The sequence below is a fragment of the Paenibacillus radicis (ex Xue et al. 2023) genome (assembly GCF_024722015.1).
GTDB lineage: Bacteria > Bacillota > Bacilli > Paenibacillales > NBRC-103111 > Paenibacillus_S.
In genome coordinates this window covers 529,764-543,520 of record NZ_JANQBD010000001.1, presented here as the reverse complement: position 1 = coordinate 543,520, position 13,757 = coordinate 529,764, and the positions used below count along the sequence as shown (strand labels likewise).

The window sequence follows — 13,757 nt, the reverse complement described above, 5'->3', positions numbered from 1 at the left end:
GTTTAACCCCTCGTATGGATAGATGATTCCCGTACTATAACCTCGTAAGGCATAAGCATCTTAAAGGGTAGCGTATAGGCCGCTTGTAAATAATCAACCAATGCTTTGGCGGCGGCCATGCCAATCTCGTATTTAGGAATGTGAACGGAGGATAGCGGCGGCGTTGTATATTGGGAAATTTCAATATTGTCCAAGCCGATAAAAGCAATATCCTCCGGGATTCGCAGTCCTTTCTCTGTCACCGCACGCATAGCGGAGATCGCCAGCAAATCGCTGGCCGCGAATATGGCCGTGGGCCGACGGCTGCTGCTGTCAAGCAGCTCCAGCATACGGCTGTAGCTCGTATTTACATCCCAGCCTGAATGGATGATCCACTCCGAGTTCAGCTCAAGCCCCGCTTCCTGCAGGGCGTATTTATAACCCCGGTATCTCTTTTCCCGTTCCATGTCTCCTGTAAGGCCAGCTCCTCCAATAAAACCGATGCTTTGATGACCTTGGTCAATAAGATGCTGCACGGCCGATTTGGCTGCGTTAATCCGATCATATGCGATAACAGGTACTGTGCCATCAGCAATATCGATTCCAACGATAGTAGGAAACTGTTTTTTTATTCGTGCATAAATTTCAGATTTAATTCCCTCAACAATGATCATACCTTTAATTTTGTTGTCCTTAAGTATGTTGTCAAGGATTGCATCGTTTTGAATATCGTCCAGGTTGTGCATAAAAGCAAGCGAGTAACCGAGGTTGGCGAGGCCCTGCTCAATTCCTTCCAGTATGGATAAAAAATACGAATGCATATGTTTATGCGAGACTGCAATGATACAACCGACTTGATTGCCGGATTCAATGGTTATCGTACTGCTGGCAGTGGAGCCAGAGGACGATTGTTTATAAAAAGCAGCACCCCCTACACGTTCCACGCCTTGCTCTCTCAGCTCAGTCAGGTCTCTGCGAATCGTAGCTTGAGAAACATTAAGCTGCTCGCATAGATCATTTATTTTCATCATGGAATTCGTTTTAAGTAGCTGTAGAATTCGTTCATGTCTGTTTTTCATATATTCAATCCCTTGATCGAAATTTTTCACAGTGGCTCTCTTTACATTTAAAAGAATATAATGCCCAATGTCAAGCATCTCAGCTGTTCTTGTATAGGGATAAAATAATATGTTGACGGTTAGAATTGGAACATTTATGATTGAAATTAATCATAATTATGAAATATATTGATCATTTTTTTTGTGAAAAAGTGAAAGTGAATAAAAAAAGTTAGGTGTTTTGACGTCAAAATGAAATAAAACGATCATTTTCTGTTTGTTTTATGAAACATTTTTGAAAAAGAGGTGTTCTAATTGATTAAAGCGGCTTTGCTTGGAGCAGGACAGAGAGGTATGCATGCGTATGCCTCCTATGCATTAAAGAGACCTGATGAAATTCAATTTATTGCGGTTGCCGAGCCCGATGCGCAACGAAGATCGTTGTTTGCCAGCCAGCATGGAATACCGCCGGAAATGCAGTTTACCTCATGGGAGGAAATGCTTCAACAACCGCAGCTATGCGAAGTACTGTTGATCTGTACACAGGACCGGCAGCATTACGAGCCAGCCATGAAGGCTTTGGAGCAAGGCTATCATATTTTGCTTGAAAAACCGATGTCTCCGGAACCGCTGGAAACGATACGATTGGCTGAAGAAGCGGAGAGAAAGCAGCAAATTTTATCCGTGTGTCACGTGTCGCGTTACGATACCTACTATAGCGCTTTGAAGGAAGTGCTGGACAAAGGGGTCATTGGAAGGGTCATGAGTGTTCAGTGGACGGAAAACGTTGGTTTTTGGCATCAGGCGCATAGCTTTGTGAGGGGAAATTGGCGTAACTCGGATGAGACCAGCTCGATGATTCTGCAAAAAAGCTGCCATGATATGGATATGCTGCAATGGTTTATAGGAGGAAAGTGCTTGGAGGTGTCGTCCTATGGCAAGCTGAGCTACTTCCGTCCGGAGAATGCACCTCCAGGCTCGACGGAGCGATGTACAGACGGCTGTGCGGTAGAGCATGAATGTCCATACTCTGCGATCAAGCATTACCATAACGAGAAGAAGAACAGCTTTATTATGGTAGCATCGCCTATTCCAACGCTTGAGGCCCGGATGAAAGCTATACAAGAGGGACCCTACGGAAGATGTGTCTTCCGCTGCGATAACAACGTGGTTGATCATCAAGTAGTAAATATGTATTTTGATAATGAGGTAACAGTATCTTTCACAATGTCAGCGTTTACTTCTGAAAATACGCGTACTTTTAAATTTATGGGAACCATGGGCGAAATTAGGGGGCATCATGAAAATAATGAGATTGAGGTCAACTATTTTTCAGGTCGCAAGGAAATTATCCGCCCACAGCGGTTTGAAGGCGGTCATGGCGGAGCGGACTATTTGACTATGAGGGATTTTATCAGACAGGTACAAAACAAAGAACTTAGCGGGAAAACCTCGGCTTCAGTATCGGCGAGAGGACATATTATGGCTTTCGCTGCCGAGCATTCCCGCTTGACCGGTAGAAATGTGAATTTAGACCGCTATATCGAAGATTTGCAAAATACTCAGCTGTAAATTTGTAAGCGCAAGTCAGCGGAGCCATATTCAACTAGGGGACCTTGTGATGTATACAATAAAGGCTACATAACCTAGCACGATGACGATAATATAAATCCAGGAGAGCCTGGACCAATTGCTTTTTGTTTTGGAATCATAATTAGGGTTGCCTTCTTTATTTGTTTTGGAGATGCCGACGAGTATGGTTGAAACTAAAGCTATAAACATTATAGTTGCAATTAGAATGTAATAAATTAGTAAGGACATGATCATTCACCCCATGCTGTTCTTTTTTTCACAACCATAATATATCAGGCTATGGCTCCGGAGTAACCATCCACTTTTTTGCTTTTTGTCCCATCCACTTGGCATGGGGGGCTTAGAGAGGCTGGTGCGTTAAAAGGATAGTCCAAACTGCGGTCACGCAGAGGAGGACTATCCTTTTCTCTTAATGAAACCATTACTTTTTAATAAATTGAAAACTGTCCACGATTCCTTGTAGTTCCTCTTGAGCCTCCTTCAAAATTTCTTCATTGGCCCCAGTGGTGATCCGGTAAAAGCTTCCGTTTGCTTCAAAGAAGAGAATCGTATACACGAAATTTTTCCAACCTTCTTCGGTTGTGTGGTAGACCAATCGCTTGGCGGGGTAGCTTTGGAAAACTTCTTCTTTTTCTTCTATCAGATAGGTTTTTGAATCGGTATTGGCAAGTATCTGTGTCTTTATATTTTTATAAAATTGATCCAAATTTATACCATCCGGCAGTTCCTGTTTAGGTACGGCGGTATGGTTTACTTGAATATTCGCCAAAACTTTCCATATTACCTTTGTTCGACAAATGAAATTTGCTTTTTCATAGACAAGGAGAGGCTTGCATATAAATTTATTCATACACTCTGTGCTCAAATAAAAGGAAAATATATGTAAATGTTGAAGTTGTTTATTATCATTCCTAATGTGAGGTCTCCTATGATAACGATAAACGAAGCTTATGTAGATTCATTAGCGTTGAACGCAGCTGCCGTAAAGAACGGTCGTGACTTGGTTAAGAAAAATAAAATTACGAAACGATGCCGCACAGAGGATAGGACGCTGCTGTTCGGAGATTGCCAAGGGAGCGGTAAAGAGCCGTATCGCTGCTCAGTGGATTATCTGAAACCTGAAAGTCCGGTGTTTCGCTGTACTTGCCCGAGCAGGCAATTTCCTTGCAAGCATATTTTAGGGCTTCTGTATGCTTCTGCCGCAGGCCAAAGCTTCAGTATTGAAGCGGTACCGCAAGAGATTGCGGAGAAGAGAGACAAGGCCGACAAGCGGGAGGAGAAAAAGAAGGAAGCTGCCGGCAGCGATGATGCTGCGGTTCCTAAGCGGAAGACGAATAAAGCGGCATTGTTGAAAAAAATAAATGCCCAGCTGGAAGGGATCGAGCTGTGTGACAAATTAATCCGGCAGTTGGTTCAGAACGGACTTGCCGGGATCGATAGTAAAGCGTTGAAGATGATGGACGATCAGGCCAAGCAGCTCGGCAATTTCTATATCCCGGGCATCCAGAATAAACTGCGGGAGCTGATTTTATTAATTAAGGAAAATAAGGACCGCGAGAGCTGGTATACGGAAGCGATGGATCAGCTAACGTATTTGCATGCCTTACTAAAAAAGAGCGGAGTTTATTTAACTTCGCGTCAGCAGAACCCTGAGCTTGCCATGGATACCGATTCAGGGTTGGAGGAAGCCATTGGGCATGCTTGGCAGCTGGCGGAGCTGCGTGATTGTGGTCGCATGCAGACCGATGTAGAGCTGGCCCAGCTTACTTTTCGCTCCAAGCTGGATGCTGCGCGCAGCGAATATGTTGACGAAGGCTTTTGGCTGGATATGGATAGCGGCAAGCTGTACACTACACGCCATTACAGGCCGATAAAGGCAGCGAAGCATATGAAGGAAGAGGATTCTGTTTTTGACATTGTAAGGGCGAGAGAGTTGTTCACCTATCCGGGAGAGCTAAATCCGCGGATACGCTGGGAGGATGGGCGGATACGGTCTATGCAAGAAGAGGATTTCGACAGAATTTACTCTTATAGCAGGGGTTCATTTACCGAGGTAATCAAGCTGGTGAAAAATCAATTGAAAAATCCGTTGTCAGATAAGCATCCTGTAGCTCTTCTTCGTTATAGCGAAATAGTAGTGGGGGATGATGAAAGTTATGTACTGCTGGATGAGCAGGGTAAACAGATCGCTCTCCATGATACAGCTTACTTGGATCACGCCACGACACATCTGCTGTCATTGTTAACTCCGGAGCTGGCCGCGAACCAGGCGATGCTGGTTTTGTTCGAGCATGATTTATCCAGTGGGCGGTTAATTGCGCAGCCGCTCAGCTTGGTTACAAAACGCGAAATCTTACGTTTTATTTATTAGTCGGTGAAGTGAGGAGTCAGGTCATGAGCATAGCTGTTTTATATGAAGTGCATCAGGAGGTTCGACGATTATTTATAGCTGGAAGCGGGGTGGCTGCAGGTGATTTTCGATTAAGCAAGCTGCTGCCGCAGCTGCAGAAGCTTGGAGAGAGCGCACCGGTCTTCCGGCGTTTAGCAGAAGCCATTCAGCAAACATTGGAAGCAAATTCCGAAAGCTCTTCAGTCAAGCTGCTTGAGCTGGGAACATTGCTTCATTCTATTTTGTATACGCAGGGGAGTTCTGAGCTATCAGGGGAACTGAAGCGGTTTGAACCGTCCGGGTCCCTTGGGATAACCAATGTACATTACCGGAAGCTACGGCCGTTAATCGACGCGCTGACGCAACGGGGACCCGGGAGACTTGAGATCGTCCGCCAAGCCAAGGAGGAGGGGCTGTTCCACGATATGCGTACGCATATCCCGGCTGTTGTTGGCCTGGAGGATACTTATACTGAGATAGCCGATTATTTGGCAGAAGCTGTTATACCTTCTATAGGTGCTCCGGTGCTGCCTATTTTGATGAAACAGTTCCAATTAAACGGAGGAAAAGCGGATGCTCGCAAGCTGCTTCTGATTCATCGAATCGGCGGTATAGAGTACAGGGAGCTTTTTCAGCAGGCGGTAGATGCCGGTTCTACGGATGTGCGGTTAGCCGCAATCGATATATGGAGTAATTATGCTGAATTTGAAGGCAGACTGGTAGAGCTTTCTCGAGATAAAAAGAAAGAAGTGCGGCGTGCCGCGTTGTTCGCATTGGCCAAACATCCATCGGACAAAGCGATAGACGCGCTTATGAATGCATTAGCAGGAAAAGATTACAGCATTGCTCTGGAGCCTATTCAGGATTGCCTGGACGATCACCTTACGGCACGGCTGCTGGTCCATGCAAATGAGTTGTTCAATAAGGTGACGGAAGGCACTCTCGATGAACAAACAGTGGAGCGGTTAGCAACCACCGTACATTGCTTGGAGGGGAGAAGGACAGAGACGGTTGAAAACTATTTAATAAGCTTGGTATCCAACCCCTCCTTTAATCGAAAGGAGACCGATGCTGTTCGGGAACATGCGGCAAAGCTGCTGCTCCATAGCGAACGGCAGGAAGCGTATGCGTTCTTGCGTAATTTACACACTCTGCCGGACCAGCGTCTGATTGCTTACAGCTTTGAAGCGGCTTTAAGGGATTTGCCGCCCGCAACCGTGTATGAAGATTATTCGCCGCAGTTTCGGAATAAGGAGCAGTTCGCAGCCAAAGAGCTGCTGCGAGTTATGTATAATAGGACGCAACCGCTGATGTATGCGTGGGACAGGGCACATAAAGAAACAGCCGATATACAATGGGATTCCCGCTGGGTGCATGTATTCGTAGAAATTAACGAAGAGGAGCTTGTTTGCCGGCTTGCCGACGAGCAGGACCGTAAGGTGATTTCTTATTTAGCAGATAAATGGAAGGTTGCTCCTCAGATGCTGAAGCCGCGAACCGCTTCGATTCTATTTGCGCTGTATAAATTAAGGTACAAGGAAACACCTGAATTGCTCTTGCAATCTCTGGAGGGGGCAGCGGCTCGGCAAATTTATTACTTGGACCGCGACTGGCTGTCGCTGATTCGCCTTCTTCCTGCCAAATATACGGAAAGGCTTGAGAAGTTTGCGGAAAAGCTGACTTATGAGAGTGTGAAGCAGCAAATGCTTGAGGTTGTGGAAAGCGTCAAAGCTAATGTGCAGGATGAATCGAATGAGAGCAAAGGAGCGGGATGGATCGAATGGATGAAAAGCAAACTGTTATGAGGCTTCCGGCTGAACGATTGTATGAACGTGAGCTGCAGGCATTAAAAGAAATGGATACAGGTCCCAAGCCCGCGGGCTGGCAGCTATCACCGCGGGCGGTCCTGACGTTCATTACAGGAGGAATGGCTGGCAGTACGACCATTTCGCCCAAATACATCGGGAACTCCCGTTTGGTAGAAATTGCGATTGCTACACTTCTTACGGATCGCGCGCTGCTCTTGATAGGGGAGCCGGGAACGGCTAAATCATGGCTGTCCGAGAATTTGACCGCTGCCATCCATGGAGACTCCTCCAAGGTAATTCAAGGAACAGCAGGAACGAGTGAGGAGCAGATCCGTTACTCATGGAACTATGCGATGCTGCTGGCTAACGGCCCTTCCGATGCAGCGCTGTTGAAAAGTCCTATATACCGGGCTATGGAAGGCGGAGGAATTGCCCGCTTTGAAGAAATATCCCGCTGCGCCTCGGAGGTGCAGGATGCGTTGATCTCAATCCTGTCTGAGAAAACGATCTCGATTCCGGAGCTTGGCAAAGAGGTCGCCGCTGCCAAAGGCTTTTCCATTATTGCCACTGCCAATACAAGGGACCGCGGGGTCAATGACATGTCAGCCGCCTTAAAGCGGCGGTTTAATATCATCGTGCTGCCGGCTCCTTCTGAGCTGGAGACAGAAGTAAGCATCGTCCGTAAACGGGTGCAGGAAATCGCAGCGAGCTACGAATTGAAGGCGGCGTTGCCAGAAGAGGAGGCTATACGTAAGGTTGTTACCATTTTCCGGGAGCTGCGCCGCGGTATGACATTGGATAGCAAAGAGAAGATTAAGCCTCCAAGCAGTGTGATTTCAACGGCTGAAGCGATTTCCTTGCTTACGAACAGCATGGCTTTGGCGGCCAGCTTTGGAAGCGGCAAAATCCAGGATGAGGATCTTGCTGCCGGCTTGCAGGGAGCCATTGTGAAGGACGATGAGAAGGATCAAATCGTTTGGAAGGAATATTTGGAAAACGTGATGAAAAAGCGGGGATCGGAATGGCGAAGCCTATATCATGCATGCCGGGAGATGAACGATTGAGCAGCGGGGACGATAGAGTCCACATATTTGGCATTCGCCATTTGTCCCCGACCGGAGCTTATCAATTAAGAGCCTATCTGGATCGAATCCGGCCCACAAGGGTCTTAGTGGAGGGACCTTCCGATGCGACTCCCCTTATTGGGCAGGTTACAGGGAAAGGAGTCGTGCCTCCGGTAGCTATATTGGCTTATACGGATGCACTGCCTATCAGGACGCTCCTGTTTCCTTTTGCGGCCTATTCTCCGGAGTATCAGGCTTTTCTATGGGCAGCGGAGCACGGGGCGAAGGCACAGTTTATCGATTTGCCCTCGGATGTATCGGTTCAGATGTACAAGGAACGTGAAAAAGCGCGGGCAGAGCCGGATCATCCTCAAGAAGGCAAGGTGCAGGAAGAGCATAGCGACCGACAAAGCAGGCGCTATGAGTTTTACCGTCAACAGCACTGGATGTATGAACGGATTGCCGAGTTAGCGGGTGAGCCCGATTATGAAAGCTATTGGGAGCGAAATTTCGAGCATAATACGACCCCTGAAGCTTACCGAAGCGCTATAGGGGAGTATTCCAAACAAATGCGGCAGCTTCAGGAGCAGGATGAATGGTCGGCAGACCCGCTGGAGGCGGCGTATAACTCCATTCGTGAGGCTTATATGCGACGAAGCATATTACAAGCTCTCGAGACATGTGGGGCTCAGGATCGAATTGTCGTAGTAACCGGTGCTCATCATGCTTCAGCGCTGCAACTGGCGCTTCCCGGATTGACGGATAAGGAGGTGGCTGCACTCCCAAGGTCCTCAACCAAATTAACGCTTATGCCTTATTCGTATTATAAATTATCAACGCATTCCGGATATGGAGCAGGGAATCCGGCTCCGGCCTATTTTGAGCTGCTGTGGCAATGCTTGCAAAAAGGCGATATGGAACGGCTGCCATCGCTATATTTGTCTCGGGTAGCGAAGGAGTTAAGGAATTCGGGCACATACCGCTCGACCGCCTCTGTAATCGAAGGGGTTCGCTTGGCGGAAGCACTTGCTTCACTCAAGGACGGAAGCCAGCCTACATGGAAGGATTTGAAGGATGCGGCCGTTGTCACTTTAGGTTTAGGCGAGCTCTCTCCGATTGCTGAAGCTCTTGCTCAGGTCGATATAGGGACCGCGATTGGAGAGCTTCCGGAGGGAGTCAGTCAAACTCCGATTCAGGATGACTTAAACCGCCACTTGAAGAAGCTGAAGCTGGAAAAGTATAAGTCCTTGGTCAGCCAGGATCTCGAGCTTGATTTACGCGAAAACCGGCGAGTCAAGTCGGAGGAGGCTGCTTACCTGGATCTGCACCGTTCGACCTTTCTGCACCGTCTGAAGCTGCTGCAAATCGGATTCGCGCAGAAGAAGCGGCTGAGCCAGGACGCTGCGACTTGGGCGGAGCATTGGGTGCTTCAGTGGAGTCCTGAGGCGGAAATCCAGATGGTGGAATCGACGCTCAAGGGCGAAACGATCGAATGGGCAAGCGCATTTGTGCTGAAGGAAATGCTGGAGCAGTGCAGAGACCTTAAGCAAGCCTCGCATATCATTCATATGGCTTGCGAATGCGAGCTGCCGGAGATGCTGGAGGAAGCCCGGCAAATGCTGCAGCGAATAACGACGGAAGCTGCGAATTTCGTCCACATCGCGGCAGCGGCAAGAGAGCTTTCGCTCATCATCCGTTATGGCGATGTGCGAAGGGCTGATACAAGCACGCTGGTTCCACTCGTTCAGCAGCTGTTCCTGAGGGGCTGCTTGCTGCTTGTGGATGCAGCCATATGCAGCGATGAAGCGGCTCAGGAGCTCGTCGTCGCCATGAATGAAATGCATGCTGTTTCTCAAGAGCATTTCGAGATCGTGGATGACGAGCAATGGGTTAAACAGCTTACGCTGTTGGCCGCACATGATGACCGGAACGCGAAGCTATCCGGATTTGCCTTTGCGCTGCTGCTGGAGCGCAATCAAATCACACAGGAGCAATGCGCCCGTGAGGTGTCACGCCGCCTTTCACCAGGCATACCTGCGGACTTGGGAGCCGGCTGGTTCGAGGGGCTGTCGATGAGGAACAGGTATGCGCTGTTATCGCGGGCGGATTTATGGCAGCAGCTGGATGCTTACATACAATCCTTGGACGGCGATCAGTTCAAGAGGTCGCTTGTGTTTCTGCGCAGAGCCTTCGGTTCGTTTGAAGCGAGAGAGAAGACGGTGATTGCGGAATTGCTCGGAGAGTTCTGGGGGATGCCAGGGCCTGATGCGGGGGTACTGCTTCAAGAGCCGTTGAGCGAAGAGGAAAGAGGGAAGCTGGATGAGCTTAATGATTTTGACTTTGGAGACTTGTAGGCTATGAGTGATAGAGAGCAGATGAAACGCTGGCGTCTTGTGCTCGGCCATGAGGTTCAGCAGAGACTTAATGAGTATTCTTCAGGCGGAGAGCTGTTGAACGATGAAGATAAGATAATGGACGAAGCGCTTGCGGCCATATATGACGGAACCTCCGGGGGCTCAGCATTCGAGGGAGAGGCGACCGGAGGCCGCCGCCGTTCTGCGGGGTTAGGAAGCTCCTCACCCAAGCTAGCCAAGTGGCTTGTGGATATACGCAGTTTTTTTCCATCGGATGTGGTTTCGGTCATTCAGTCAGATGCCATCGAGCGAAAAGGGCTAAAGCAGCTGCTGTTCGAGCCGGAAACACTCGCCCAGATCAAGCCCGATATTCGGATGGTCGCTACGCTCATGGCATTGAAGGGACGAATCCCCGAGAAGACCAAGGATACGGCGCGGCAGCTGGTGAAAGCAGTTGTCGATGACATCGTCAAGCGACTGGAGCAGGATATTCGCCGCGCGGTAACAGGTGCGTTGAATCGGAGGCAGCATTCGCCGTTGCCGTCACTCAGCGGTATGGATTGGAAAACAACAATACGCAAAAACCTAAAGCATTACGATAAAGGGTTGGGCAAGCTCATTCCGGAACGGGTATACTTTTACGATAGAGCGAGACGGAGTAAGGAATGGACCGTGATTCTTGATATTGATCAGAGCGGCTCAATGGCTGATTCGGTCATTTATGCCTCTGTTGTCGGCTCAATATTTGCCAGCCTGCCTTCCCTGGATACCCGTGTGGTCGTGTTCGATACGGAAGTAGTGGACTTAAGCGAGCAATGCGCCAATGACCCGGTCGATATGCTGTTCGGTATCCAGCTTGGAGGCGGCACGGATATTAATAAGTCCGTTGCCTACTGCGAGCAGTATATAGTGGAGCCGAGAAAGACGCTTTTCATATTAATTTCCGATCTGTATGAAGGTGGCAATCAATCAGCACTCATTCGCAGAATGGAGGTTTTGCAGCAGTCCGGGGTCAAAGTGATGTGTCTGCTGGCTCTCTCCGACAATGGCGTTCCTTCTTACGATAACCAGCTTGCCCAGAAGCTGTCCCAGTTCGGCATCCCGAGCTTTGGCTGCTCGCCGGACCGTCTGCCTGAATTGGTAGAGAAGGCCATTAAGGGTCAGGATTTGCAGACGATTGCGGAGAGCCTTGCGACAGGCAAGATCCGTTAGAGGGATTAAATGAATGAACTGCCCCTGAACAGTGCAGGGTGCGAGCAGGCGGATATGGATCACTTCCGGCTGCTCGATCGTTCATTTCACCGGTCCTGATGTTTGAATGCTTACTTTGACTGACACATGAATGTCCGCTTTGGCCAGCTCCTCACCCCAATGATCCTTCACTTTCATGAAATGATCGTATTGATAAGCCCGAGCGTAGCGGCCAAGCCCCAATGGATCAATCTTATGCTTTTGAATCTGCTTGATGAGCGCTTCAAATCTCTTCCGGGCTTGTTTAGCCATCATTTCCTCCATCTGCGTTTCGTTCGCTCGCAAATCGAAGGGGAATAACAGCTCAGTCAAATCAACAGGCATATTGATTTGAATATCGAAATGAAATTTATTCTGCCGGTAGGAGGATTTTATTTTAGTTTTAACTTTGCTTGCGTTAAAGCTAACTCTGTTCGTATCAAACGGTGCTTGTTTGGATTCGGAAGGGATAACAAGCGTCATGCTGACGGTTTTGGAGTTTTTTTGCAGAATGGACAGCAGAACGCTATCTTCAGAGCTAATGGAAAATGTATAGTTCCCCTTATGGTTAAGCAAGGTTGTACCGTGCAGCTTGATGTCCTCGTTGTTCACCATTGTAACCTCAGAGATACACGGAGTGATGCCCCTCTCATACATTTGCCAATGCAGCTCCTGTACCGTAGTGCTCACCGTTTCTGACCGGGCGCTCTTCGTATCGACCATTCCGCGCAGCAGCAGGGGGAGAATAGGCTCGTCCTCCAGGTTTAAAAATACGAGATCCGAGAGAGGTCCGTTATAGGTAATAATTCGGGGAGTTAACGGGTTTTTCGGATCGCGCAAGTAAACATCCAGCATAGGGAACCAGCCCTCCTGCTGCAATACTCTTTTGCTGATCAGCAAAATCTGTACTTTCCTGGCTTGAAAGGAACCCGGCGCATAGGCATCTACCTTTGCTCTAGCCTGCCGAAGTGTGGATATTTTCACTTCCACTTCCTGACTTTTTTTCTTGACATTTTTGCTGAAAACAGGGTGAATGTCGTAAAGCAACAGGTTATTATCTTGATCCAAATCGATACCGATCCCAAGAGGGAAGACGGCATCCTCCATATCCAGCCTGTCCTCGCAGCCGGAGGTTGTCAGGGCAACGAAGATGAATAATAAAGCGCACAGCAGCGGCTTGTTCATAAGCGCTTCCTCCACTGAAATTGATGATGCATCCATAAATAAAGCAATAGAAAAGCCGGGAATAAATAGTCGAGAACAATTGCACTGAGACCCAAATATTTTTCGAATTGGTCGCTTTGGTTAAAGGTAGGCAGGTAGAAAAAAGTCATTATAGCAATCCCGATGCACAGCACCCTCAAATGGCCGCGGTGATCCGAATTCCCTGCGAACCAGCTTGTGCAAAATACAGACATATACGTAGTAGAGATCCAGCATAATGAAAAAATAAATAAATAAAAGGCGATAAATAAAATTTCGATCCTTTCTATAAACTTAAATTCTATCGTTTTCAATACATTAACGACCGGTTCGTTGTACTGTAATATTTCATCGGGACTGAAAAAGACAAAGCAGACAAACGTAATGAATAACAGCACGAGCATTGCCATAGTATTGGAAATGATTACAGCAGCGCCGGCCATCTGCTTGTTTTTCAAAAAAGGATACATAATAAACGCCGATTCCAGACCTCCAAAAGATAGAAATGTGACTCTTAGAGCTGAAAATATAGGGAGCCACCCATCCTTGACTACGGGAAGCAGATTGAGGAGGTGTGCATCCTTCAGCGGTAGCAAATAGGCAAAGGGAATCCACAAGGAAATAATAAAAACAAGCTCGACGTATCTCCCCAAAATACGAAGTCCATTACGCGCAATGAGATATGTGGGGATGAGCAGAAGCAGCATGATCATATAATTGGGAGTTTGAGGCAGCAGCCAGCTTTTTATATACAATATCGTCCTTACACCGCCTACATAGCCATACGCAAGAAACCAGGCGGCAAAAATCAGGGATGCTGCTTTACCTGCCCATTTACCAATGTATCGGGATAACAGATCAAATAAAGTACCATCGGGATGCTTTTTCATGATTTGAATAACCATTAAGCTAGCCGCTATGGAGAGAGCCCAAGCGATAATTATCGTAATTAAGCTGTCAGTGCCCGCTCTTTCGGCTAATTCCTTAGGCAAGGACAATAATCCGAAGCTCACCTGGATACCGAATTGGATGATAATAAACTGCATGAAAGTGATCTCGTTAAAGGCATATTTCTTCAA

General features: G+C 47.8%; 11 protein-coding genes. 6 read left to right on the top strand and 5 right to left on the bottom strand.

The window, feature by feature from the left end; translation table 11 throughout:
- Nucleotides 1-2 precede the first annotated feature (2 nt).
- Nucleotides 3-1,058 carry a substrate-binding domain-containing protein gene (locus NV381_RS02285; protein ID WP_258211626.1) on the bottom strand — a complete coding sequence of 352 codons (1,056 nt, stop codon included), beginning with the start codon at nucleotides 1,056-1,058 and terminating at the stop codon, nucleotides 3-5.
- A 294-nt stretch (nucleotides 1,059-1,352) separates the two neighbouring features.
- On the opposite strand from NV381_RS02285, the gene NV381_RS02280 reads away from it, so the two are divergent.
- Nucleotides 1,353-2,609 (top strand): Gfo/Idh/MocA family protein, encoded by a 1,257-nt coding sequence (locus NV381_RS02280; protein WP_258211625.1) that lies wholly within the window; start codon nucleotides 1,353-1,355, stop codon nucleotides 2,607-2,609.
- A gap of 30 nt (nucleotides 2,610-2,639) precedes the next feature.
- Here the strand turns inward: NV381_RS02280 and NV381_RS02275 are convergent, their stop codons facing one another.
- Complete coding sequence (locus NV381_RS02275) at nucleotides 2,640-2,858, bottom strand: hypothetical protein (protein ID WP_258211624.1); 219 nt, start codon at nucleotides 2,856-2,858, stop codon at nucleotides 2,640-2,642.
- A 193-nt stretch (nucleotides 2,859-3,051) separates the two neighbouring features.
- The gene (locus tag NV381_RS02270; protein ID WP_258211623.1) at nucleotides 3,052-3,480 is read right to left on the bottom strand and encodes a photosystem II reaction center PsbP family protein; all 429 of its coding nucleotides are present in this window, start codon (nucleotides 3,478-3,480) and stop codon (nucleotides 3,052-3,054) included.
- Between the two features lie 78 nt (nucleotides 3,481-3,558).
- Between NV381_RS02270 and NV381_RS02265 the strand changes: the two genes are divergently transcribed.
- The 5 genes from NV381_RS02265 to NV381_RS02245 are packed head-to-tail and all read left to right on the top strand — an operon-like array spanning nucleotide 3,559 to nucleotide 11,457.
- Nucleotides 3,559-5,001: an SWIM zinc finger family protein gene (locus NV381_RS02265; protein ID WP_258211622.1), complete on the top strand. Its 1,443-nt coding sequence runs from the start codon at nucleotides 3,559-3,561 to the stop codon at nucleotides 4,999-5,001.
- Between the two features lie 23 nt (nucleotides 5,002-5,024).
- The gene (locus tag NV381_RS02260; protein ID WP_258211621.1) at nucleotides 5,025-6,824 is read left to right on the top strand and encodes a HEAT repeat domain-containing protein; all 1,800 of its coding nucleotides are present in this window, start codon (nucleotides 5,025-5,027) and stop codon (nucleotides 6,822-6,824) included.
- On the top strand, nucleotides 6,800-7,891 hold the full coding sequence (locus NV381_RS02255; protein ID WP_258211620.1) for an AAA family ATPase: 1,092 nt from the start codon (nucleotides 6,800-6,802) through the stop codon (nucleotides 7,889-7,891). Before NV381_RS02260 ends, NV381_RS02255 begins: the two co-directional genes overlap by 25 nt.
- Nucleotides 7,849-10,245, top strand: coding sequence for a DUF5682 family protein (locus NV381_RS02250; protein ID WP_258211619.1), 2,397 nt, complete (start codon nucleotides 7,849-7,851; stop codon nucleotides 10,243-10,245). Before NV381_RS02255 ends, NV381_RS02250 begins: the two co-directional genes overlap by 43 nt.
- Before the next feature lie 3 nt (nucleotides 10,246-10,248).
- Nucleotides 10,249-11,457 (top strand): VWA domain-containing protein, encoded by a 1,209-nt coding sequence (locus NV381_RS02245; protein WP_258211618.1) that lies wholly within the window; start codon nucleotides 10,249-10,251, stop codon nucleotides 11,455-11,457.
- A gap of 81 nt (nucleotides 11,458-11,538) precedes the next feature.
- Here the strand turns inward: NV381_RS02245 and NV381_RS02240 are convergent, their stop codons facing one another.
- Nucleotides 11,539-12,660, bottom strand: coding sequence for a Ger(x)C family spore germination protein (locus NV381_RS02240; protein WP_258211617.1), 1,122 nt, complete (start codon nucleotides 12,658-12,660; stop codon nucleotides 11,539-11,541).
- Nucleotides 12,657-13,757 (bottom strand): GerAB/ArcD/ProY family transporter, encoded by a 1,101-nt coding sequence (locus tag NV381_RS02235; protein WP_258211616.1) that lies wholly within the window; start codon nucleotides 13,755-13,757, stop codon nucleotides 12,657-12,659. The genes NV381_RS02240 and NV381_RS02235 overlap by 4 nt, the downstream gene beginning before the upstream one ends.